Origin of the sequence: Devosia ginsengisoli, from assembly GCF_024707105.1 — a bacterium.
Taxonomy (GTDB): Bacteria; Pseudomonadota; Alphaproteobacteria; order Rhizobiales; family Devosiaceae; genus Devosia; species Devosia ginsengisoli_A.
In genome coordinates this window covers 467,121-488,869 of sequence record NZ_JANQAJ010000011.1, presented here as the reverse complement: position 1 = coordinate 488,869, position 21,749 = coordinate 467,121, and the positions used below count along the sequence as shown (strand labels likewise).

The 21,749-nt window shown below is 63.1% G+C and carries 21 protein-coding genes, 2 tRNA genes and 1 pseudogene; 10 read left to right on the top strand and 14 right to left on the bottom strand.

The features are described from left to right. Positions 1–4 precede the first annotated feature (4 nt). The 3 genes from NVV79_RS16400 (at position 5) to NVV79_RS16390 (ending at position 3,631) form a co-directional block, all read left to right on the top strand. Positions 5–1,144, top strand: coding sequence for a Gfo/Idh/MocA family protein (locus NVV79_RS16400; RefSeq protein ID WP_303991450.1), 1,140 nt, complete (start codon positions 5–7; stop codon positions 1,142–1,144). 143 nt (positions 1,145–1,287) lie between these two features. Further along, complete coding sequence (locus NVV79_RS16395; protein WP_303991449.1) at positions 1,288–2,343, top strand: sugar phosphate isomerase/epimerase; 1,056 nt, start codon at positions 1,288–1,290, stop codon at positions 2,341–2,343. A 136-nt stretch (positions 2,344–2,479) separates the two neighbouring features. Next, the gene (locus NVV79_RS16390) at positions 2,480–3,631 is read left to right on the top strand and encodes a Gfo/Idh/MocA family protein (RefSeq protein WP_303991448.1); all 1,152 of its coding nucleotides are present in this window, start codon (positions 2,480–2,482) and stop codon (positions 3,629–3,631) included. 84 nt (positions 3,632–3,715) lie between these two features. Here the strand turns inward: NVV79_RS16390 and NVV79_RS16385 are convergent, their stop codons facing one another. The 4 genes from NVV79_RS16385 to NVV79_RS16370 all read right to left on the bottom strand — a co-directional run bounded on the left by NVV79_RS16385 (position 3,716) and on the right by NVV79_RS16370 (position 5,858). Next, positions 3,716–4,582: a TraB/GumN family protein gene (locus NVV79_RS16385; RefSeq protein WP_303991447.1), complete on the bottom strand. Its 867-nt coding sequence runs from the start codon at positions 4,580–4,582 to the stop codon at positions 3,716–3,718. A gap of 52 nt (positions 4,583–4,634) precedes the next feature. Beyond that, positions 4,635–5,378: a sulfite exporter TauE/SafE family protein gene (locus tag NVV79_RS16380; protein ID WP_303991446.1), complete on the bottom strand. Its 744-nt coding sequence runs from the start codon at positions 5,376–5,378 to the stop codon at positions 4,635–4,637. Positions 5,379–5,446: 68 nt separating this feature from the next. Beyond that, positions 5,447–5,752 carry an ETC complex I subunit gene (locus tag NVV79_RS16375; RefSeq protein ID WP_303991443.1) on the bottom strand — a complete coding sequence of 102 codons (306 nt, stop codon included), beginning with the start codon at positions 5,750–5,752 and terminating at the stop codon, positions 5,447–5,449. A gap of 29 nt (positions 5,753–5,781) precedes the next feature. After that, positions 5,782–5,858 (bottom strand) — tRNA-Pro (locus NVV79_RS16370). A gap of 103 nt (positions 5,859–5,961) precedes the next feature. Between NVV79_RS16370 and NVV79_RS16365 the strand changes: the two genes are divergently transcribed. Then, positions 5,962–6,699 carry a phosphatase PAP2 family protein gene (locus tag NVV79_RS16365; protein ID WP_303991442.1) on the top strand — a complete coding sequence of 246 codons (738 nt, stop codon included), beginning with the start codon at positions 5,962–5,964 and terminating at the stop codon, positions 6,697–6,699. Here NVV79_RS16365 and NVV79_RS22680 read toward each other — a convergent pair. Both NVV79_RS22680 and NVV79_RS22675 read right to left on the bottom strand, forming a co-directional pair. Beyond that, positions 6,681–7,079, bottom strand: a complete 399-nt coding sequence (locus tag NVV79_RS22680) for a PLP-dependent transferase (RefSeq protein ID WP_369684739.1) — start codon at positions 7,077–7,079, stop codon at positions 6,681–6,683. The genes NVV79_RS16365 and NVV79_RS22680 overlap by 19 nt on opposite strands. 94 nt (positions 7,080–7,173) lie before the next feature. Next, positions 7,174–7,869, bottom strand: a pseudogene (locus tag NVV79_RS22675) (PLP-dependent aspartate aminotransferase family protein); the annotation flags it as partial. Positions 7,870–8,092: 223 nt separating this feature from the next. Between NVV79_RS22675 and NVV79_RS16355 the strand changes: the two are divergent. The 5 genes from NVV79_RS16355 (at position 8,093) to NVV79_RS16335 (ending at position 13,843) form a co-directional block, all read left to right on the top strand. Next, positions 8,093–9,109: an amino acid ABC transporter substrate-binding protein gene (locus NVV79_RS16355; protein WP_303991441.1), complete on the top strand. Its 1,017-nt coding sequence runs from the start codon at positions 8,093–8,095 to the stop codon at positions 9,107–9,109. A 110-nt stretch (positions 9,110–9,219) separates the two neighbouring features. Beyond that, positions 9,220–10,758, top strand: coding sequence for an amino acid ABC transporter permease (locus tag NVV79_RS16350; RefSeq protein WP_303991439.1), 1,539 nt, complete (start codon positions 9,220–9,222; stop codon positions 10,756–10,758). A 9-nt stretch (positions 10,759–10,767) separates the two neighbouring features. Then, complete coding sequence (locus tag NVV79_RS16345) at positions 10,768–11,895, top strand: amino acid ABC transporter permease (RefSeq protein WP_303991437.1); 1,128 nt, start codon at positions 10,768–10,770, stop codon at positions 11,893–11,895. 4 nt (positions 11,896–11,899) lie between these two features. Next, positions 11,900–12,700: an amino acid ABC transporter ATP-binding protein gene (locus tag NVV79_RS16340; protein ID WP_303991435.1), complete on the top strand. Its 801-nt coding sequence runs from the start codon at positions 11,900–11,902 to the stop codon at positions 12,698–12,700. Positions 12,701–12,811: 111 nt separating this feature from the next. After that, positions 12,812–13,843 carry an amino acid ABC transporter substrate-binding protein gene (locus NVV79_RS16335; RefSeq protein ID WP_303991433.1) on the top strand — a complete coding sequence of 344 codons (1,032 nt, stop codon included), beginning with the start codon at positions 12,812–12,814 and terminating at the stop codon, positions 13,841–13,843. Positions 13,844–13,849: 6 nt separating this feature from the next. On the opposite strand, the gene NVV79_RS16330 is transcribed toward NVV79_RS16335, so the two are convergent. From NVV79_RS16330 to NVV79_RS16310, 5 genes are all read right to left on the bottom strand, one after another. Further along, entirely contained in the window at positions 13,850–14,566 is a 717-nt protein-coding gene (locus tag NVV79_RS16330) for an alanyl-tRNA editing protein (protein WP_303991431.1), read from the bottom strand. Positions 14,567–14,577: 11 nt separating this feature from the next. Next, positions 14,578–16,029, bottom strand: coding sequence for a cardiolipin synthase (gene cls / locus NVV79_RS16325; RefSeq protein WP_303991429.1), 1,452 nt, complete (start codon positions 16,027–16,029; stop codon positions 14,578–14,580). 198 nt (positions 16,030–16,227) lie between these two features. Further along, positions 16,228–17,271: a cysteine synthase A gene (locus tag NVV79_RS16320; protein ID WP_303991428.1), complete on the bottom strand. Its 1,044-nt coding sequence runs from the start codon at positions 17,269–17,271 to the stop codon at positions 16,228–16,230. Between the two features lie 227 nt (positions 17,272–17,498). After that, a complete protein-coding gene (locus NVV79_RS16315) occupies positions 17,499–17,957 on the bottom strand; it encodes an SRPBCC domain-containing protein (RefSeq protein WP_303991426.1) in 459 nt (152 codons plus the stop codon). Then, entirely contained in the window at positions 17,954–19,174 is a 1,221-nt protein-coding gene (locus NVV79_RS16310) for an MFS transporter (RefSeq protein WP_303991424.1), read from the bottom strand. Before NVV79_RS16310 ends, NVV79_RS16315 begins: the two co-directional genes overlap by 4 nt. Positions 19,175–19,299: 125 nt before the next feature. Between NVV79_RS16310 and NVV79_RS16305 the strand changes: the two genes are divergently transcribed. Beyond that, positions 19,300–19,569 carry a DUF2188 domain-containing protein gene (locus tag NVV79_RS16305; RefSeq protein WP_303991422.1) on the top strand — a complete coding sequence of 90 codons (270 nt, stop codon included), beginning with the start codon at positions 19,300–19,302 and terminating at the stop codon, positions 19,567–19,569. Between the two features lie 29 nt (positions 19,570–19,598). On the opposite strand, the gene NVV79_RS16300 is transcribed toward NVV79_RS16305, so the two are convergent. The 3 genes from NVV79_RS16300 to NVV79_RS16290 all read right to left on the bottom strand — a co-directional run bounded on the left by NVV79_RS16300 (position 19,599) and on the right by NVV79_RS16290 (position 21,587). Beyond that, positions 19,599–19,674 (bottom strand) — tRNA-Asn (locus NVV79_RS16300). Positions 19,675–19,773: 99 nt separating this feature from the next. Continuing rightward, positions 19,774–20,379, bottom strand: coding sequence for a molybdenum cofactor guanylyltransferase (locus NVV79_RS16295; RefSeq protein WP_303991421.1), 606 nt, complete (start codon positions 20,377–20,379; stop codon positions 19,774–19,776). Continuing rightward, positions 20,376–21,587, bottom strand: coding sequence for a benzoate/H(+) symporter BenE family transporter (locus NVV79_RS16290; protein ID WP_303991419.1), 1,212 nt, complete (start codon positions 21,585–21,587; stop codon positions 20,376–20,378). The genes NVV79_RS16295 and NVV79_RS16290 overlap by 4 nt, the downstream gene beginning before the upstream one ends. Positions 21,588–21,749 lie beyond the last annotated feature (162 nt).

Sequence of the window (21,749 nt, the reverse complement as noted above, 5' to 3'; positions counted from 1 at the left end):
CCAGATGGCCAAGACTTTTGGCGTCGGCATCATGGGTGCCGGCAATATCTCCAGCGCCTATCTGCGCCTCGCGCCCCTGTTCAAGGGGCTCGAAGTACGTGCCGTCGCCGACATCCTCCCCGCCGCCGCCCAGAAGCGCGCCGAGGAATTCGGCGTGGCGGCACAGACGCCCGACGAGCTGCTCAAGAACAGCGAAATCGACGTCATCGTGAACCTCACCATTCCCTCGACCCACTATGCGGTGTCGATGGATATCGTCTCGGCCGGCAAGCATGCCTATTCCGAGAAGCCCTTCGTGCTGAGCCTCGAAGAGGGCATGGCGTTGAAAAAGGCCGCCGATGATCGTGGCCTCAAGGTCGGCTCTGCCCCCGATACCTTCCTCGGCGGTGCCCACCAGCAGGCCCGCGACATCATCGACAGCGGCAAGCTCGGCAAGATCATGAGCGGCACGACCCATGTCATGAGCCGTGGCATGGAACACTGGCATCCCAATCCGGACTTCTTCTTCCAGCCCGGCGCCGGCCCGATCCTCGATCTCGGTCCTTACTATGTCACCGACCTGATCCACCTGCTCGGCCCGGTCAAGCGCCTCTCGGCCTTTACCAACATGGCCCGATCAGAGCGCGAAGTGACCGCCGAAGGCCCCTACAAGGGCACCTTCGTCAAGGTCGGCACGCCCACCACGATCCACGGCGTGCTCGAATTCGTCTCCGGCGCCATCATCACCATGGGCGCAAGCTGGGACGTGGCGGCGCATGGTCACCACAATATCGAGCTCTACGGCACCGATGGCTCGATCTTCGTGCCCGATCCGAACTTCTTCGGCGGCGATCTGGTCACCGCGGATATTTCCGGCACCCGCACCAAGGTCACCCCCTGGGATCACCCCTTCGGCAAGGCCAATCAGGACCTCGACAAGGAGCATCCGCGTGCCAATTACCGCACGGCGGGCCTGGCCGACATGATCGCCTCGATCGACGGTGGCTATAATGCCCGCTGCGGCCTCGATGTAGCGCTGCATGCGGTGGACGTGATGACCAGCCTGCTCAAGGCCGGCGAAAGCGGCCAGGTGCTGACCCTGTCTACCACCTGCGACCGCCCCAAGGCACTCACCCCCGCAGAGGCCCAGGCCCTGCTGAAGTAGTGAGGTGCGTACCTCATTGACAGGCATCACCTGCCGGTCAACATTGTCAACTAACGAGCCAGACAGGCGGCGGGCACCCGCCGCCTGTTTGCATGAACGGCAAAAGACCAGGGCGCGAAGCGCTCGAAACGAGGAGAAACGATATGCGCACCATCAAGGGGCCAGCTATTTTTCTGGCGCAGTTCGCGGGGGATGCGGCGCCGTTCAATTCCTTCGACGCCATTTGCGGCTGGGCCGCCAATTACGGCTACAAGGGCGTGCAGATTCCGACCTGGGCCGACAGCCTGATCGATATCGAGAAGGCCGCGACATCAAAGACCTATGCCGATGAGCTCAAGGGCACCGCAGCCAAACATGGTCTGGAAATCACCGAGCTGGCCAGCCACATCATCGGCCAACTGGTCGCCGTGCACCCGGTCTATGACACCCTGTCGGACGGCTTTGCCATTCCGGCGGTGCATGGCAATCCCAAGGCGCGGCAGGAATGGGCCGTGCAGCATCTCAAGCTGTGTGCTGCCGCTTCAAAAAACCTCGGCCTCAAGGCGCATGCAACCTTCTCGGGCGCGCTTGCCTGGCCCTTCCTTTATCCCTTCCCGCAGCGCCCCGCAGGCCTGGTCGAAGAAGCCTTCGACGAACTGGCCCGCCGCTGGACGCCGATCCTCGACATCTTCGACGAAAACGGCATCGACCTCTGCTACGAGATTCATCCGGGCGAGGACCTGCATGACGGCATCACCTACGAGATGTTCCTCGAGCGGGTGAACAACCATCCGCGCGCCAACCTGCTCTACGATCCCAGCCACTTCGTGCTGCAGCAGCTCGATTACCTCGACTATATCGACATCTATCACGAGCGGATCAGGATGTTCCACGTCAAGGACGCCGAGTTCAACCCGACCGGCCGCCAGGGCGTCTATTCGGGCTATCAGAGCTGGATCAACCGGGCAGGGCGCTTCCGCTCGCTCGGCGACGGTCAGGTCGATTTCGCCTCCATCTTCTCCAAGATGGCGCAATACGATTTCGAAGGCTGGGCCGTGCTCGAATGGGAATGCGCCATCAAGCATCCCGAGGACGGTGCCCGCGAAGGTGCCGAATTTATCAGCAACCACATCATCCGCGTTACCGAAAAGGCTTTCGACGATTTCGCGGCGTCGGGCACCGATCTGGCGGCCAACCGCAGGATTCTGGGGCTTTCGTAACCCACCCCCGCCCCTCGTCCTTCGACAGGCTCAGGATGAGGGCCACTCGAACTTTCAGTAGACCTCATGGTGAGCCTGTCGAACCACGAGGTCGTGGCACCATCCAGCCAGAGGCTGGAATATTGAGGAGGCATCAATGGCTGAAAACGGCGCAAAGCGCATTCGCCTGGGCATGGTCGGCGGTGGCACGGGAGCTTTTATCGGCTATGTTCACCGCGTGGCGTCCCGTATCGATGGCGACTACGAACTGGTGGCCGGCGCCCTGTCGTCGCGCCCCGATGTGGCAAAGGAATCCGGCCGCAATATCGGCCTGGCCGAAGACCGCATCTACACCTCGTATGAAGAGATGGCCCGGGCCGAAGCCGCTCGTCCGGACGGCATCGAGGCTGTCTCCATCGTTACGCCCAATCACATGCATTACGGCCCGGCCAAGGCCTTCCTCGAAGCCGGCATTCATGTCATCTGCGACAAGCCGGTTACCTCGACGCTCGAAGATGCCCGCAAGCTGGCCGAGATCAAGCCGAAGAACGGCGCCAAATTCCTGCTGACCCACAATTACACCGGCTATCCCCTGATCCGGCAGGCCCGCGAACTCGTCGCCTCCGGTGCACTCGGCAAGATCTGCGTCATCCAGGCCGAATACCCGCAGGATTGGCTCACCGAAGCTACCGGTGACGACAACAAGCAGGCCTCCTGGCGCACTGATCCGGCCCGCTCCGGCGCCGGCGGCGCCATCGGCGATATCGGCACCCACGCTTATAACCTCGCCCGCTTCGTAACCGGCCTTAAGACCGATTCTGTTTCGGCCGATCTCACCAGCTTCGTGCCGGGCCGCCAGCTCGACGATAACGTTCACATCCTGCTGCGTTTCGAAGGCGGCGCCAGAGGCATGCTCTGGGCCAGCCAGGTCGCCGTCGGCAACGAAAACGGCCTCCAGCTCCGCGTCTATGGCGACAAGGGGGGCCTGGAATGGCGCCAGGATAATCCCAACTACATGTGGTTCACCGAATTCGGCAAACCCAGGCAGTTGCTGACTCGCGGCGGCGCTATTTCCGGCAATGCCGCCTCGACCATGAATGTCCGCATTCCCTCCGGCCACCCCGAAGGGTATCTGGAAGCCTTCGCCACGCTCTACAGCCAGTTCGCCGCCATCATCCGCGGCGATGGGGCCGCCTATGAGGGTCTGCTGCCCACCCTGGCCGACGGCGTCGAAGGCATGCAATTCATCGTGGCCTCGGTGCAGTCGAGCCAGAACGACGGCAAGTGGACCAAGCTCAGCGATGTCTGAGGGGGCAATATAGTGCCACCACCACTGCGCGAATTCCTCCCCCTGTCAGGGGGAGGCTAGGTGGGGGTATCCCCTTCAAGCAACCTACTGAATCCGCTCGACCGCGTATCCAGCCTGCTCCAGCAGTTCGAGCACGTTGTTTTCCCCGATCAGATGGGCTGCGCCCACCACGATCAGGTTCTCGCTATTGTCAGCCAGCATGGTTTCGATCGGCGCGATCCAGTTGCGGTTGCGCGCATAGAGCAGCCGTTCCAGGAAGCCTGCCTCATAGCCGCCCATTCCGGTGATGAACACATCGCTCAACTGGTCCGGCGTGCCGTTCATCCAGCTTCGCAGCATCTTGTCCATCACCTTGGGCAGCGTATCGAGTTGGTCCAGCGTTGCCACCAGCATGGCGACCTGTTCCTCGTCCGATGCGCCCGCCAGCACTTCGAGTTGCTCGCTGCCCGTTTCGAGGAAGCCGAGCCGCTCCTCCGGCAGGTCAGGCAGCAGCAGCAGTTCCACGCCCTCCGCGGCAAAACCCTTGCCGGCCATGGCCTGTACCGTGATCGTGTTGGCCGCCAGCCACGGCTTCATCGCCTGCACCATGCCCATTGGCATGTCGATATCGGCCGCCTTCGCGCGCAATTGCGTCTCGATCGTTTCGCCCAGCACGTCGGTCAGCAATGTGCCGTCGGTATAGATGCCACGCAGATAGGCCTCGGCACCCACCTGCGCTGCCGCTGCCGGGCGGATATCGGTCTCGAACACGATCTTCTCGGCATCGGCCAGAATGGTGTCGAACAGTTCCGTCCGCCACGCCGTCCCTTCAGGCAACACATGGAACGAGCCGAACAACCAGATCGCGCTGTCAGCGTCGCGAACTTCCCACATGGCCGGCTGGGCCTGTGCAGGCAAAGCAAGGCCGAGCGCGGCAAGGGCAGGGAGCAGGCAACGGGCCGATAGCTTCATGGACAATTCCCTCAATGTGGCCTGCCCAAGATAGGGTGTATGGCGCCAAAGGCTAGAGCCAGGCCGCCACACTCCCCCACACCAGAGTCAGTCCGGACACCAGGAGCAGCAGCAGAATCAGGCGCCGGAATGTCTGCATCGCCAGCCGCCGGAACACCAATACGCCCAGCACCGCCGGAATCGCCAGGGCCGGCGCGATCCAGGCGAACATCACCAGCGCCTCGCCCGTGATGCCGCCTGACAGCGTATAGGCACTGAGCGTGATGATATGCATGGCGATGTTGAAAGCTTGCAGCACGCCCCGCTGGGTTTCCTTGTCCCAGCCCCGCAATGTGGTCCAAAGCGCCGGCACCGGCCCCGAGATTCCCGCCAGTCCACCCAGCACGCCGCCGGCGAGCCCGGCTGTGCCATCGGCAATCCGCCCGCCATGCCTCCAGGCATAATCTGGCGGCAGCAGCAGCATGATCGGGCAATAAAGCAGCAGGAACACGCCCAGCGCGAATTTGAACAGCGTGGGATCGACCCATTGCAGCAGCATCACGCCGAACGGGACGCCGATCAGGCCGCCGATGACCAGTGGCAGCAGGCGCCTGATATCAAATCCACGCCACACCCAGGGCAGGGCCGCCAATTGGCCGATGAGCGAGCCAAAAACCGCCATCGGGGCCGCTAGTTGCGGATCGACGGCCCAGGCCCAGATCGACAGGGCCACCAGCGAAAAGGCAAAGCCGGACACGCCTTGCGCAAACCCCGCTGCGACGGCTCCAATCAGCACGATCAACAGGACGGTATCCATGCAATCTCCGAAAAACAAAAGCGCCACAATCACTTGTGGCGCGTTGCGTCATTCCTGTTGCAGGAAACCTAATGCGTCCAGGGTGTCTTGCGGTCCGCGCGGAAATTGTCGGGGTAGCTCTGGCGCTTGGGCGTGGCGTCATGCGCCGGCTGCACCGAATAGGCGATGCCGCTCTTCTGCGCATAGGCCTCCGCCTCTTCCTGCGTTTCGAAGCTGAGGCGCACCTGCTGGCGGGTATCGCCCGAACTCGTATAGCCCATCAGCGGATCGATTTCGCGCGGGCTCGCCGGTTCATAAACCAGAACCCACTGCCTGGATTTCCCTTTCCCCGACTGCATGGCGTTGGGGGCCGGGCGGTAGATACGGGCGATCATGCATGGTCCTCAATACGATGCAGGTGCGATGGTCGGAGTACAAAGATTCGAACTTTGGACCCCCGGTTCCCAAAACCGGTGCTCTACCAGGCTGAGCTACACTCCGAGATCGCCCATTCCGTTACCGTGTTCGGTTCCAAAGGGCAAGCTGCCGATGCGGCCCTTCGCACTATTGACGGGCAGGGGGCATCGCCCGCAAAAACACCGGCATGATCGATCTCACCAAGCCTTGGCCATTGGGCCTCGATAGTCGCCGCTGGCCCTGGTTCTGCCTGGGCGTCGTGCTCGGCATTGCCGTGCTGTCGCAGATCGATGTCTGGGCCTCGCGCGGCGCCATCGGCTGGCCCGAGCAGTGGCGTGCCCCGTTTTTCTTCATCACCGATTATGGCCTGTCGGACTGGGTGCTCATTCCATCGCTGGCAGTCTTCATCCTCGCATTGCCCGCCGCGCTGCTGCTCAGGCACCTGGCACGCCTCGTGGCGATCGAGATCACGCTGCTGTCCGGCTTCATCTTCCTCGGCGTCGGCGCGCCGGGCCTCATCGCCAATCTGCTCAAGCGCCTGATCGGCCGTAGTCGCCCCAGCGAATTCGAGATTTCCGGCGCCTTCTCGTTCCAGAATCTCTTCAACGACTGGCAGTTCCAGAGTTTTCCCTCCGGCCATACCACCACGGCCATCGCTCTGGCTTTCACCATCGGCTTTCTCTGGCCGCGGCTGTTTCCGCTGTTCTTCGTCATCGGCGCCGTGGTTGGCGTTTCGCGCGTGCCCGTGGGCATGCACTATCCCACCGACGTTTTCGGCGGGCTCATCGTCGGCATGCTCGGCGCCTACCTGGTGCGCAATGTCTTTGCCCGCCGCGGCTGGCTGTTCATCATGCGCCCCGACGGTCGTATCGCCCGTCGGCCGTTCGTCGCCATCAGGCGCGCCGTTCAGCGCGCCTTTGCATAGCGGTCGATCGCGGCCTTGAGGTCTGCCTTCAGGTCCTCGACGCCTTCCAGCCCGACATGCAGGCGGAACAGGTTCCCTTCCGCTGTCCATGGCTTGGCCGTACGATTCTTGCCCAGCTTTACCGGCGTGCACAGGCTTTCATAGCCGCCCCACGAATAGCCCATCGTGAACAATTCCAGCCCATCCACGAACGCCGCCACCGACGCGCGCGGGGCAGGTGCCAGCAACACGCTGAACAGGCTCCCCGAACCGGTAAAGTCCCGCTGCCACAGCGCATGATCCGGATGGCTCGGCAGCGCCGGGTGCAACACCTGCACCACCTCGTCCTGCCCCTCCAGCCAGCCGGCAATGTCCAGTGCTCGCTCCTGATGCTCCTTCATGCGAATGGCCAGCGTCCGCAGGCCCCGCGCGCACGAGGAAGGCATCGTCCCCAGAGGTGAAGAAGCCAAGATGCGCGCGCGTCCGCTCCACCTCGGCCCAGGCTTCCTCGGTGGTGGAGATCGTGCCCGCGAAGGCATCGGAATGGCCGACGAACATCTTGGTGCCCGCATGCACGACAAGATCGGCGCCCAGCGCCAGCGGCTGGTGATAGAGCGGGCTCGCCCAACTGTTGTCGACGATGAGTCGGGCGCCCCCGCCATGCGCGGCCTCGGCCAGTGCCGGAATGTCCTGCACTTCGAAAGTCAGCGAACCCGGGCTTTCGGCCAGAACGGCACGCGTATTGGGCTGCATCATATCCGCCAGACCTGCGCCGATGCGCGGATCGTAATAGCGGGTCGTCACCCCCATCCGCGCCAGGAATCCGTCGCTGAACACCCGGCCTGGCTCATAGGCGCTGTCGGTGACCAGGATGTCGTCACCGGCCTTGACGCAGCTCAGTAGCGCAATGGTGATCGCAGCCAGTCCCGAGGGCACCAGCCTTGTGCGATACGCCCCCTCCAGTTCGGTGACGATAGCCTCGACACCTTCCGTCGTAGGGTTGCCCGCCCTGCCATAGAGATAGCGCTGCTGCTGCGCCTCGATATCGCCAAGCGTTTTGAACAGCACGGTCGAGCCCCGATAGACCGGGGTATTGACGAAGCCGAACTGCTCGTCGGGTTCCCGGCCGCCATGGGTCAGCACTGTTTCGATGGATTGCCCGGAAGTACTGCCGTTTTTCTTGTGGTTCATACAAAGACTCAGTGCTTAAATTCAGGTCATTCTGCCATACATGGCTAATTAAGTGACAGGTTTGCTGTCCCAAGCGGCCATGAGCCCTTGACGCAACGGTCAATAGACGCTTGCATGCTTAACAGCATCACAACCGCCATTCAAAGGCGGCGGTGCCACCGGGGACGCTGGCGCAAGCCTGATGAGCTCCGGATGCAGGGTCAGGAAACAAAAAGGCAATACAATGCAAAAAACGCTCGCAACGATCGCTCTCGCGGCCTCTCTTGGCCTCGTAGCGACGACGGCACAGGCGGCCATTCTCGATGACGTGAAGGCCAAGGGCTATCTTCAATGCGGTGTGACGGGCGGCGTCGCCGGCTTCTCCGCGCCGGATTCGAACAACGTCTGGACCGGGCTTGAAGTCGACTTCTGCCGGGCCATGGCTGCCGCCATCTTCAACGATGCCGATGCCGTCCGCTACACTTCGCTGACCAGCCAGGAACGCTTCACCGCGCTGTCTGCTGGCGAAGTCGACGTGCTGTCGCGCACCACCACCTGGACGATGAGCCGCGACACCCAGCTCGGCATCAGCTTCGTCGGCACCATGTACTATGACGGCCAGGGCTTCATGGTTCGCAAGGCCGATGGCATCGAATCCGCTCTCGACCTCAGCGGCGCCGCCATCTGCATCGAATCGGGTACCACCACCGAGCTGAACGCGGCCGACTACTTCGCCGCCAACAGCATGGAATTCAACACCGTGGTCTTCGTCGACCAGGACGAAGTGGTGAAGGCCTATGAAGACGGCCGCTGCGACGTGTACACCACGGACTCCTCGGCCCTGGCTGCCGAGCGTTCCAAGTTCGCCAACCCGGCCGACCACATCATCCTGCCGGAAATCATCTCCAAGGAGCCTCTCGGCCCCGTGGTCCGCGCCGGTGACACCACCTGGTTCAACATTGCCCGCTGGACCTACTTTGCCCTGCTCGAAGCCGAGGAACTCGGCGTTTCGTCGGCCAATGTCGATGAGATGCTCGGTTCGGACAACCCGGCCGTCAAGCGCCTGCTCGGCGTTGAAGGTGACTTCGGCACCCCGCTCGGCCTCACCAAGGACTGGGCCTACCAGATCGTCAAGCTGGTCGGTAACTACGCCGAGTCCTTCGAGCGCAACGTTGGTCCCTCCACCCCGATTGGGCTGGAGCGCGGTCTGAACGCGCTGTGGAAAGATGGTGGCATCCAGTACGCCGCGCCGATCCGCTAAACTGAACAAGCCCGGCGCTCCCTTGTGGGGCGCCGGATGCTTTTGTTCCGTCGTCCGCCCCCTCGGGGTGGCGCGTGGAACGGCCGTCATGGCCTGGGGACACCTATCACATGACCACACTTGATACGGGGCCCGCTGCGGCCCCCAGGGTTTCGTTTTTCAACGATCCGGTAATCCGCGGCATCATCTACCAGGTCGTCGTGGCCGGCCTGCTGATTGCCTTCATTGCCTGGATCGTCGGCAACACTGCCGCGAACCTTGCCGCGCAGAACAAGACGACCGGCTTCGATTTCCTCTGGAAGACCGCTGGTTTCGACATCAGCTTCTCCCTGCTGCCCTGGTCGCGCGCCTCCTTTTACTGGGAAGCCTTCCTGGTCGGCATCACCAATACCCTGCTGGTTGCCTTCATCGGTATCGTTCTGGCCACCATGCTGGGCTTCACCATCGGCATTGCGCGCCTCTCCAGCAATTTCATCGTGTCGCGCCTGGCCACGGTCTATATCGAGACCATCCGCAACATCCCGCTGCTGCTGCAACTATTCTTCTGGTACTTCGCCGTGCTCAAGGCGATGCCGGCCGTACGCGAGTCGCTGGCTCTGCCCTTCGATATCTTCATCAATCAGCGCGGCCTGATGCTGCCACGGCCCACGCCGGACCAGGAGTTCACCTGGGTCATGGTCACTTTCGGCCTTGCCGTCATCGTGGCGATCGCGCTGAGCGTCTGGGCGCTGCGCACCCGCACGCTGACGGGGCGTTACCCGCGCCAGATCGTTCTGGCCGGCAAGGCTGCCGATGCCTGCATCACCTTTCTGATTGCCTTCGTTGCCCTGCTGGTCCTGCTCGCGGTGATCTTCCCGATCTCCAATGCACCCATGCTGGCGGCGATCCTTGCCGTCGTGATCGCGGCATTGTCGGTCACGCGCTTCGCGGCGCTGGCGCGGGGCGTGCTGAGCTTCGTCATTGCCTTCCTGATCCTCGATACCGCGATCGGCGGCATGTTCTCGTCGCTTCCCGGCTTCGTTACCACCGCCGTGAGCGCGGCCGTCGCCCTGGTCATTGCCCGCGTGGTCTATTCCGGCGCGCTGGAACGCCCGCCCAGCGAGGCGCGCTTTCCGCTGGCGCTCATGGCGCTGATCGTGATTGGCGTACCGGCCCTCGTCTATTGGCTGACCGACGCGACGCTGGCCTTTGAAGTCCCCGTTCTGGAGCGCTTCAATTTCCGTGGCGGCCTGCAATTACCGCCTGAATTCGTCGCGCTCGCCTTCGGCCTCACGGTCTATACGGCATCGTTCATTGCCGAAACGGTGCGCGCGGGCATCCAGGCCGTCAACAAGGGGCAGACAGAGGCGGCCCAATCGCTCGGCCTCAAGGAAGGCGATCGGCTGCGGCTGGTCATCGTGCCCCAGGCCATGCGCGTCATCGTGCCACCGCTGACGAGCCAATATCTCAACCTCACGAAGAACTCTTCGCTTGGCGCGGCCATCGGCTATCCCGAACTGGTCAACGTCTTCGCGGGGACGGCCCTGAACCAGACCGGCCGCGCCATCGAATGTATCGCGCTGACGATGCTGGTCTATCTCATCTTCTCTCTTCTGACCTCGGTGATCATGAACTGGTACAATGCCCGCGTCAGTCTGGTGGAAAGGTAGGAGCCCGCCATGACCGATATCGGATTCGTTCGTGCAGACATGGTTGACGCCCGGCCCGCGCCGCACCGCACCAGCGGTGCGGTGGCCTGGGCGCAGAAGAACCTGTTCGCCACTCCGCTGGATGGCGTGCTCACGGTGCTGGGCGCCATCTTCCTGCTTTGGATCATCCCGCCGATCTACAATTTCTTCATCGGCCATGCCGTCGGTCCCGCCGGGACCGTCGAGGAATGCCGCATGGAGAATGCGGGAGCCTGCTGGGCCTATATCCACAGCGAGATGGAATTCTTCATCTACGGCTTCTACGACATCCCCGAACAGTGGCGTCCCAACATTGTCTTCGCTCTCGGGGCGGCGCTGCTTATCCCGCTGCTGATGCCCAAGGTGCCGTTCAAGCGCACCAATGCGGTGCTGTTCCTGTTCGTCTACCCCATCGTCAGCTACTATCTGCTGGCCGGCGGCGTCTTCGGCCTCAAGCCGATGCCGACCGAAAAGTGGGGCGGCCTGCTGGTCACCCTGATCATTTCGGTGGTCGGCATCACCTTGTCCTTCCCTATCGGCATCATCCTGGCGCTGGGGCGGCAGTCCAAGATGCCTGTGATCAAGACGCTGTGCATCGGCTTCATCGAACTGGTTCGCGCCGTACCGCTTATCAGCGTCCTGTTCATGGCGTCGATCATGCTGCCGCTGTTCATGCCCCAGGGCATGACCATCGACAAATTGCTGCGCGCTCTGGTGGGTGTCACGCTCTTCACCTCTGCCTATATGGCCGAAGTGGTGCGTGGGGGTCTCCAGGCCATCCCGCGCGGGCAATATGAAGCGGGTGCATCGCTCGGTCTCAGCTACTGGCAGCGGATGTATTTCATCATCCTGCCCCAGGCTCTCAAGCATGTGATCCCGGGCATCGTGAACAGCTTCATCGCGCTCTTCAAGGATACGTCGCTTGTCTACATCGTGGGCATGAAAGACCTGCTCGAAGCGGTGAAGACCAAGAACGATACCGCGCTCGAATGGCAGTCCGCCAATACGGCCACCACCGGCTACCTGTTTGCCGCCATGGTGTTCTGGGTCTTCTGCTTCGGCATGTCGCGCTACTCCATCTATATGGAGCGCCGTCTCAATACTGGCTACAAGAGGTAGTTCAATGTCTCAGGTTTCCGAAACTACCGTGGATCGCCCGGTCGATACGTCCCACATGCAGGTCTCCTCGACCAATGTGGCCATCGAGGTCATCGGCATGCACAAATGGTATTCCGACTTCCATGTGCTGCGCGACATCAACCTCAAGGTGATGGAAGGCGAGCGCATCGTCATTGCCGGCCCCTCGGGCTCCGGCAAGTCGACGCTCATCCGCTGCATCAACCGGTTGGAGGAGCATCAGGAAGGTCAGATCATCGTCAACGGGACGGAACTGACGGCCGACCTCAAGCGCATCGACGAGGTGCGCCGCGAAGTGGGCATGGTGTTCCAGCACTTCAACCTGTTCCCCCATCTGACCATCCTGCAGAACCTTACCCTGGCCCCCATCTGGGTGCGCGGCATTCCCAAGGCCGAGGCCGAGGAGACGGCGATGCACTATCTCGAGCGGGTCAAGATTCCCGAACAGGCCCTGAAGTTTCCGGGCCAGCTTTCGGGCGGCCAGCAGCAGCGCGTCGCCATCGCCCGCTCGCTCTGCATGCAGCCGCGCATCATGCTGTTCGACGAGCCGACCTCCGCCCTCGACCCCGAAATGGTCAAGGAAGTGCTCGAAGTGATGATCTCGCTGGCCGAAGACGGCATGACCATGATCTGCGTGACCCACGAAATGGGCTTTGCCCGTCAGGTGGCCAATCGCGTCATCTTCATGGATCAGGGCCAGATCATCGAGCAGAACGAGCCCGAGGCCTTCTTCTCGAACCCGCAGCACGAGCGCACCAAGCTCTTCCTCAGCCAGATTCTGCACTGAGGCGCGATCCCGGATTGCCCTTGCATTAATGCACAGGGCAATCCGTCCTCCGGCTTGACCATGTGCCCCCGCCTGCCAATATGTTGGTGCAAGGCAAGGGAAGCCGCCGGTTTGACCAGATTTTTCAAGCGATTGCTGTCTTTGGCGGCGGGCTTTGCCTGCCTGCTGATGCTCGCCGTCGCTCCGGCCAGTGCGCAAACCCTGGATATGGTGCGTGAGCGCGGCTTTCTCATCTGCGCCGCCACCAATGCGCTGCCCGGCTTCGCACAGCAGGACTCCCAGGGTCGCTGGTCAGGCTTTGACGTCGATCTCTGCCGCGGCATTGCCGCCGCCATCTTCGGCGATCCGGAGAAGATCGAGTTCCGCGCCCTGCGCGGCGAAACCCGCTTCGCGTCGCTCCAGACCGGCATGGTGGACGTGCTGACCCGCAATGGCCCCTGGACCGAGCGCCGCGACACGCTTTATGGCGCCGCCTATGTCGGTACCGCCTTCTTCGATGGCCAGGCTTTCCTCGTGCCGCAATCGCTCGGCGCCGTTTCGGCTTTCGAGCTCGACGATGTCAGTGTCTGCGTCATCGATGGCGGCGAGGAACTGGAGCGTATCCAGGAATTCTTCTTCGCCAACCAGGCCAGCTATACCGAAGTGCCCTACGAGGATGTCTCCGATCTGGCTGTCGCTTACCAGGCCGGCCTCTGCCAGGCGGTGTCGGCCTCCGGCCGCCAGCTTCAGGCCATCCGCCGCGCGCTGCCCGATCCCTCCGCCCATCGCATCCTGCCCGAGCGCATCTCCAAGGAACTGCTCGGCCCGGTGGTCCGCGAGGGCGATCCGCAATGGTTTAACATCGTCCGCTGGACGCTGTTCACCCTGATCAATGCCGAAGAAGTCGGTATCACCCAGGCCAATGTGGATTCCCTGCTCGCCGCCCGCACCCCCGCCGTGCGCCGCATCCTCGGCGTCGAGGGCGATTTCGGCACTCCGCTGGGCCTGGCCCCGTCCTTCATGGCCAATGTGCTGCGCGCCGTCGGCAATTACGGCGAGATGTATGACCGGCATTTCGGCCCGCAAACCGGCGCGGCTCTGCTGCGTGGCCAGAATGCCCTCTGGACCAATGGCGGCCAGCTCTACGCCCCGCCGGTGCGGTAGCGGATTCTATTCAGCGAAAACTACGCTCACGCGCCGGTTCTGCTTGCCCTTTTTCTCGATCTTGCCCAGCGCCAGCCGCCCGATCTCGCTGGTATTGCGCACATGCGTCCCGCCGCAGGGCTGCAGGTCCACATCGCCGATGCGGATCAGCCGCACGCGCCCCTGGCCCATGGGCGGCTTGACGTTCATCGTCTTGATCAGGTCCGGATTGGCGGTCATTTCGGCATCGGTAATCCATTCCTGCGTCACCGCATGATTGCCCGCCACCAGTTCGTTGAGCGCCGCCTCCAGCGCCGGCAGGTCCTCGGGCACTTCAGGCATGTCGAAATCGAGCCGCCCCTTGTCCTCGCCCACCGAGCCACCGGTCACAGCAAACGGAAACACCACCGACAGCAGATGCAGCGCCGTATGCATCCGCATCAGCCGATAGCGCCGCGCCCAGTCGATCCCTGCGGTCACGGCCTCACCGACTTCAACCGTGCCTTGTCCCTCCGCCGGCACATGCGCGATCCGCGTCTTGTCGCCGTCTGGATGCAGCGCCATCGCAATCACGATCACCGATCCATCAGCCCGCGTGATCGTCCCGCTGTCTCCCGGCTGCCCGCCGGAAGCGGCATAGAACACCGTCCGATCGAGCACGATCCCGCCATCCCCGGTCACCTCGATCACCGTTGCCGGGGTCGATTGCAGGTAGCTGTCGTCGCGAAACAGGAAATCGGTCATGGCGAAAAAACTCAGAGCAGGGGAGAGAGCAGGCGGGCGGCCTGGGTCAGGAAGCGCATGGTCAGCGGACGGCCCTTGACCTCTTCCAGTCCGACCTGCCGGCAGAGCTTGAAGTCCTCCAGCAGCATGGCCTCGACATTGTCGATGGTCTGCTGGTCGGCAAACCACAAGGTGATCTCGAAATTGATGGCAAAGGAGCGGTTGTCGAAATTGACGCTGCCGATGGAGGCGATCTGGTCGTCCATAAGCACCACCTTCTGGTGCAGGAACCCATCCTGATAGCGATAGATGGATACGCCATGCTCAATCATCGCATCGGCATGGGCAATGCTGGCCAGCCAGACCAGCTTGTGGTCCGGCTCGTTGGGCAGCATTACCCGCACATCCACGCCCCGCAGCTTGGCGGCATAAAGCGCCGTGCGGATATCGGTATCGGGCACGAAATACGGGCTGACAATCCATACTCGCTCTCGCGCCCGCCCGATAAGGTCGGTAAAGGCGATGGCGCATTCTTCCAGCTTGTCGGCCGGCCCGCTTCCCATCACCAGCACGGATTGATCTCCGGGCGTCTCTACCGTCTCGGGCGGCGTCGCCGGCAACACTTCGCCGGTCGCCCATTCCCAGTCCTCGCGGAACAGCAGCGCACAGCCCAGAGCCGCCGGCCCCGAAACCCGCACATGCGTATCGCGCCAACGCCCGAAACGCAGATCTTCGCCGAGATATTCCACGCCCACATTATGCCCGCCCACCCAGGCATGCTCGCCATCCACCACCACGATCTTGCGGTGGTTGCGATAGTTGATCCGGGTCGGCCCATAGAAGCGCAGGAATTTGTGCCGCTGGTTGAAACCGGCCACCTTGATCCCCGCCTTGCGCAATTCGGCCCGGTAGCGCTTGGGCATGCCGGTGCTGCCGATATCGTCATAGAGCAGATAGACCTTCACCCCGGCATTGGCCCGCTCGATCAGCCGCTCCGCCAGTTCCTGGCCCAGCGCATCGTCCCGCACGATGTAGAACTGCACCAGCAGGTAATCCCTGGCCTTCTCGATGCCCGCAAAGATCGAGTCGAACGTCGCCCGCCCATCGACCAGCAATTCCACGTCATTGCCGTTGAGAAACGGCACTTCCGACACCTTTACCTGCACCGGCCATTTATGGCTGGTTTCCCGGTCGATCAACGCCAGGTCCTTGGCACGCAACGGTCGCGCCGCACGGCCATTGCGAATGCGGTCGGTGGCATAATCGTCAAACGCCTTCCAGCCGAACAGCAGATAGAGAAAGACCGTGGGCAGCGGCAGCAGCGCCAGCGCCAGGATCCAGGCAATGGATCCCTGCGACGTCCGCGAATTCATGATCTCGCGCACCGCGCAGATAAAGGCCAGCACATAGACAGCGGCCATGATCGCGGCCACGACATGAAACTCTGCCAGAAGCGTAGCCAGAAAATACTCGATACCGATCAAAGCATCCGCCCCAGAGTTGAGAGCGTCACTCTATCAGCCTGTCCCGATTGAACAATGCCGGCGATTGATCTCAACCACCCACTACGCGTCACCCTCGGGCTTGACCCGAGGGCACTGCACTTGATGAGCGATCCGCAAGTATAGAGCCCTCGGGTCAGGCCCGAGGGTGACGATCGTGCCTGTGAGCGCTCAAGCCTGCTACTCCGCCTCGATCACGCTGGAAATGTCGATCGGCGTCCGCCCTTCGAGCCAGCTCGGCACCGGCAGGCCCTTGCCATGCAGGAATTCCGGATTGAAGATCTTGCTGGCATAGCGGTTGCCATAGTCGCACAGCACGGTGACGATGGTCTTGCCCGGCCCGAGGTCCCGCGCCATGCGCACCGCGCCGGCTATGTTGATCGCGCTCGATCCGCCCAGGCACAGGCCTTCATGCTCGAGCAGGTCGAAAATGTAGGGCAGGGCCTCGGCATCGGAAATCTGGTAGGGGTTGTCGATGGTCAGCCCCTCCAGGTTTGCCGTGATGCGACCCTGGCCGATGCCCTCGGTGATCGAATTGCCCGAGGATTTCAGCTCCCCATTGGCGTAGAAATTGTAGAGCGCCGCGCCCTCCGGGTCGGCCAGCCCGATCTTCACATCCGAGCTGCGCGCCCGCAGCGCTTCGGCCACGCCGGCCAGTGTGCCGCCCGAGCCCACCGCGCAGATGAAGCCATCGATACGGCCGCCGGTCTGCTGCCAGATTTCGGGGCCTGTCGTCTCCACATGCGCCCGCCTGTTGGCGACATTGTCGAACTGGTTGGCCCAGATGGCGCCGCCGGGCAGCTCCCTGTTGAGCTTCTCGGCCAGCCGGCCGGAAATCTTGATGTAGTTGTTGGGGTTCTTGTAGGGCTTGGCGGGAACCTCGATCAGCTCGGCGCCATAGAGGCGCAGCGCGTCCTTCTTTTCCTGGCTCTGCGTTTCAGGGATCACGATCACCGATTTGAAGCCCAACGAATTGGCCACCAGCGTCAGCCCGATGCCGGTATTGCCCGCCGTGCCCTCGACAATGGTGCCGCCCGGCTTCAGCGCGCCCGATTGCACCGCATCGTGGATGATGAACAGGGCGGCCCGATCCTTCACCGACTGGCCCGGATTGAGGAACTCGGCCTTGCCCCAGATTTCGCAGCCGGTGAGTTCGGACACCCGGTTGAGGCGGATCAGCGGCGTGTTACCGATGGCGGAAATCAGGTCTAGGTGCTTGGACATGGATCAATCTGGCAGGTCGATGAAACACTTATGCTAGGTGTCCGCCCGTTCCCCGGCAAGCCTTAACCGCCTATGCCGGCAAGGCTTTCCGCCGCGCCGCTACGCCACGCAATGCCCGTGCGCCAAAGCCCAGCCGGCGCAATTTCATTCCGCCGTATGCAGTGGCCCTCATGGTGAGCCTGTCGAACTACCCTCATCCTGAGCCTGTCGAAGGAGGGCGTGGCATGCTATTCCATCACTTCGGCCAGGTGCTCCAGCGCCGCGCTCCACGCTTCCATGGAAAAGATGCGTGACTCCGGATCAGCATGGGCCAGCCCGCGTTCGGTGAGCGTCACCCGCGTCTGCTCTTCGCCAATGGCCTGGAAGGCGATTTCGAGCACGAAGATCAGCTCTTCGGCGTCATCGCCTTCGCCATCCCTGTGAACCCAGCTCATCACCAGCTTTTCGTTTTCCACGAATTGCAGGATTTCCCCGCTGACCACGTGGTCTTCCGGGTCCTCGTCGTCGCCGAAGGTGGTGAACTTGTAGTCTCCGCCCTCGAAGGCATCGAGTTCGGCCTCGTCGGCCTGCCACTGTTCGATCAGCGCCGGATCGGTCCAGGCGGCGAATACGTCATCGATATGGGCATCGATGGTCCGCGTCAGAGTGATCTGGCTTTCGCCATCCGTTTCCATGCCGTTGCTCATGCTGTCGCCTCTTTCCCAAGCAGTTCCGCGTGTCGTGGCAGGAAGATGGTGAGGAAGCCCAGGAAGGGCAAGAAGGCGCAGAGCCCGAACACCGCCACGATGCCGATCTGGTCGGCCAGCGCCCCCAGCACGGCCGCGCCGATGGCGCCGATGCCGAAGGCGAAGCCGAACACGAACCCGGCCACCATGCCGACCTTGCCCGGCACCAGTTCCTGCGCATAGACCACGATAGCCGAAAAGGCCGATGACAGGATCAGCCCCACCGCGATGCTCAGCGCCGCTGTGCCCCATAGATTGGCATAGGGAATGAGCAGGGCGAAGGGCAGGGCGCCCACAATCGAGCCCCAGATCACCGCCAGACGCCCGAAGCGATCTCCGATCGGCCCGCCGAAAAACGTGCCCACCGCAATGGCGCCGAGGAACAGGAACAGGAAGAACTGGGCGTCCTGCACCGGCAGGCCGAACTTCTCGATCAGGTAGAAGGTGTAATAGCTCTTGAACGTCTCGATATAGACATACTTGCTCAGCAGCAGCGCACCGATGACGGAAAAGGCGACGATCAGCCGGTTGCGGCTGATGGCAGGCTTGAGCGGCGCGACCGCCGGCCGGCTGGCCGCCATTCGCTGATGGGCCGCATACCAGCGCCCCACATAGGTCAGCACCATGATGCCCAGCACGGCAGCCAGCCCGAACCAGATCGTGCTCATCTGCCCCAGCGGCAGCACGATAAGCGCGGCGGCCAGCGGCCCTATGGCCGTGCCGGCGTTGCCGCCGACCTGGAAGGCCGATTGGGCAAGGCCCAGCCGTCCGCCCGACGCCAGCCGCGCCACGCGCGAGGCTTCCGGGTGGAACAGCGCCGAGCCGATACCCAGTACGACCGCGGCCACCAGCAGCAGCAGGAAGCTGTTGGCCGTCGCCAGCAGCAATACGCCCGCGGCCACGATCGTCAGCGAGACTGCCAGGATGTAGGGCTTGGGCCGCACGTCGCCATAGAGTCCCATCAGCGGTTGCAGCACGCAGGCGGTAATCTGCTGGGCCAGCGTCAACAGGCCGATCTGGAAATAGTCGAGATCGTAATTGGCCTTGAGCACCGGATAGAGCGCCGGCAGCAGAAACTGGATCAGGTCATTGATAAGGTGCGCCGCACTGACCGCCAGAATGATGTTGAGCGATGTCTGCTGCACCGGCGGTGCAGTCTTGGCCGAAACGGCGTCCATGGGAGAGAAGTCCAAATGCCTAGAATATGTGCAGGCACCCGTACCCCGACCCCGCCGTGCTGGCAATGGTCCTCGCCCATGCAACGACAATCGCGCGCCCGCGTTTTGTCGCACGGGAGGATATTATGAGCACCGATCATTTTGTCGTCTCGCAGCGGGACAGCGCCTGGCAGTTCAGCTTCAAGGGGGATGTCACCGCGCCCTTCACCAGCCGGAGCGCCGCCATCGAGGCGGCCATCGCCGCGGCCGGCAAGGTCGAGGGCGCCGAAGTCGCCGTGGTGTTGCGTGATGGCGATCGGCGCAGCGAAACCATCTGGCGCAGCAATCAGACGGACCTCACCGAAAGCGAGGCCGAACAACTGGCAGCCGATATCGAGCGCGACAGCGACGCCTGACGGCCGGGATCATTGGGTTTTGGGGGAAATGGCTCCGCGAGCTGGACTCGAACCAGCGACCATTCGATTAACAGTCGAACGCTCTACCAACTGAGCTATCGCGGAACATCGATGCCTCCGTGCCGGAAGCGAGGTCCATGTAACGAACTTGTTTTGCTTTGCCAAGCCCTTTCGCCCAGATGTGCAAAAGTCGGTTGCGCTGGGCTATTCGTGTCGCCCCAGCATCAGCAGATCCGCCAGCATATTCACATTGAGAAATGGGTTGGCTGCTGCTCGCCCGGACCAGTCCACCCGCCGCGCGCCTAGGCGCGCCTGCAATCCCTTGAGACTCCCCGGCGCCGTACCCGCCGTGATCTGCCCCGGCAGGTTGGCCAGCGCCTCGATCCGCCATATCGCATTGGGCGGATAAAAATCCGCGCCCCAGCCGGCAAACGCCGCCGAGGCATCGCCCAGCGCGTCGAGCATCACGACCCCGAAATTATCAGGCAGGAAAGGCGTATCCACCGCGGCGGACACCAGCAGCCCCTCACCGATTCCCCGTTCCTGCAAAGCCGCCACCGCTGCCGCCAGCCCCGCCAGCGGCCCGCCCACCGGCGCCGGAAGGTCCGTTACCGCCGCCGCGCCATCCCGCCTGCCGCGCCCGTCATCATCCGGCCCAACAGCAATCATCAGCGGCGGCGCCACCGGCCCCAACGCCGCGGCCACGCGGTCCACCAGCCGCCTGCCGCCGATCCGCAAATCCGCCTTGCGCACCCCGCCCAGCCGCTCGCCTCTGCCGCCCGCGATGATCACGCCATGCAGCAAGCTCAATCGCCCATCGTCTCCGGTTCGGGCCTGATGCCGAAGCGCAGCAACAGCATCATGCCGATTCCCGCCACCAGCCCCCAGAATGGCGCGCCGACTCCGATAATGGTGATTCCCGACGCCGTGGTGATGAAAGTCAGTGCCGCCGGCAGCCGCGTCTCTTCTCTCACCAATGCACCCGATAGCGCCGCCGTCAGGCTCGACAGCAGCGCCAGCCCGGCCACGGCCTGGATCAGCAGCGGCGGCGAAGCCGCGATAAAGGCCGCGGCCAGGCTCGCCGCCGGTGCCAGCAGCAGATAGACCACGCCTGCCGAAACCGGCGCCGGCCAGCGCCTGGCCTTTTCGGGATGCGCCTCCGGCCCGGCGCAGATCGCGGCAGTGATCGCCGCCAGGTTGCTGCTATGCCCGCCGAAAAACGCCGTCACCGCGCTGGCCAGCCCCGTCATGACAAACAGCGGCGCCGGCTTGAGCGAATAGCCATTGGCCTGCATCACCGCCAGTCCTGGCAGGTTCTGCGACGCCATGGTGACGATATAGAGCGGCAGCCCGATCCGCACGATGGCGTCTAGCGTGAAGACAGGCATGACCGGCACCAGGCTCGGCCAACTACCATCCAGCGCCCCCGCCGGCAGGTTTGTCGTCATCGCCAGCACGATCCCCGTCACCACCACGGCAATCGGCACCGCATAGCGTTTGGCGAAACGCAGTCCAATGACCCAGGCCAGCACGATCGGCAGTGCCAGACCGGGCATTTCGGCCACCGCCGTGATCGGCGCCAGGCACAGCGTGAACAGCATGCCCGCCAGCATGCCATTGGCCAGTGGCGCCGGAATGGCCGCGATCACCCGCGCCAGCGGCTTGATCAGTCCGGTCAACACGATCAGCGCCGCCGCCACGAGGAACGCCCCCGCCACTGCCGGAAATCCGCCCACCGGCTCGCCCACGGTCAGGATGAAGGCCACGCCCGGCGTCGACCAGGCAAAACTGACAGGCAGCTTCACCCGCGCGCTGACCACGATATTGAGAATGCCGATGGCGATGCACACGCTCATCAGGCCGGAGCCCGCCTGCTGCGGCGAGGCGCCGGTCGCGGTCAGCGCCGCCAGCACCAGCGTGAACGTGCTGGCATAGCCCACAATGGCGGCCAATGCCCCGGCCATGACCGGTTGCAGATATTCGCGCCGGCTGAGGCCGGCTATCGTCTCTTGGCTCACGCTTTGCCCCTGTTCAGTGCGTCAGCAACCTATGCAAGCCGGCCGGTTCGGTGAAGCGCAAACGGCATTTTTCACGCCGATTGTGCGCCCGTGAGAAAATAACTCTTTGGCAACCCGATGCCTTGCATAAGAAAGGGCGCTGGACTAGAACCCCGCGCCAGA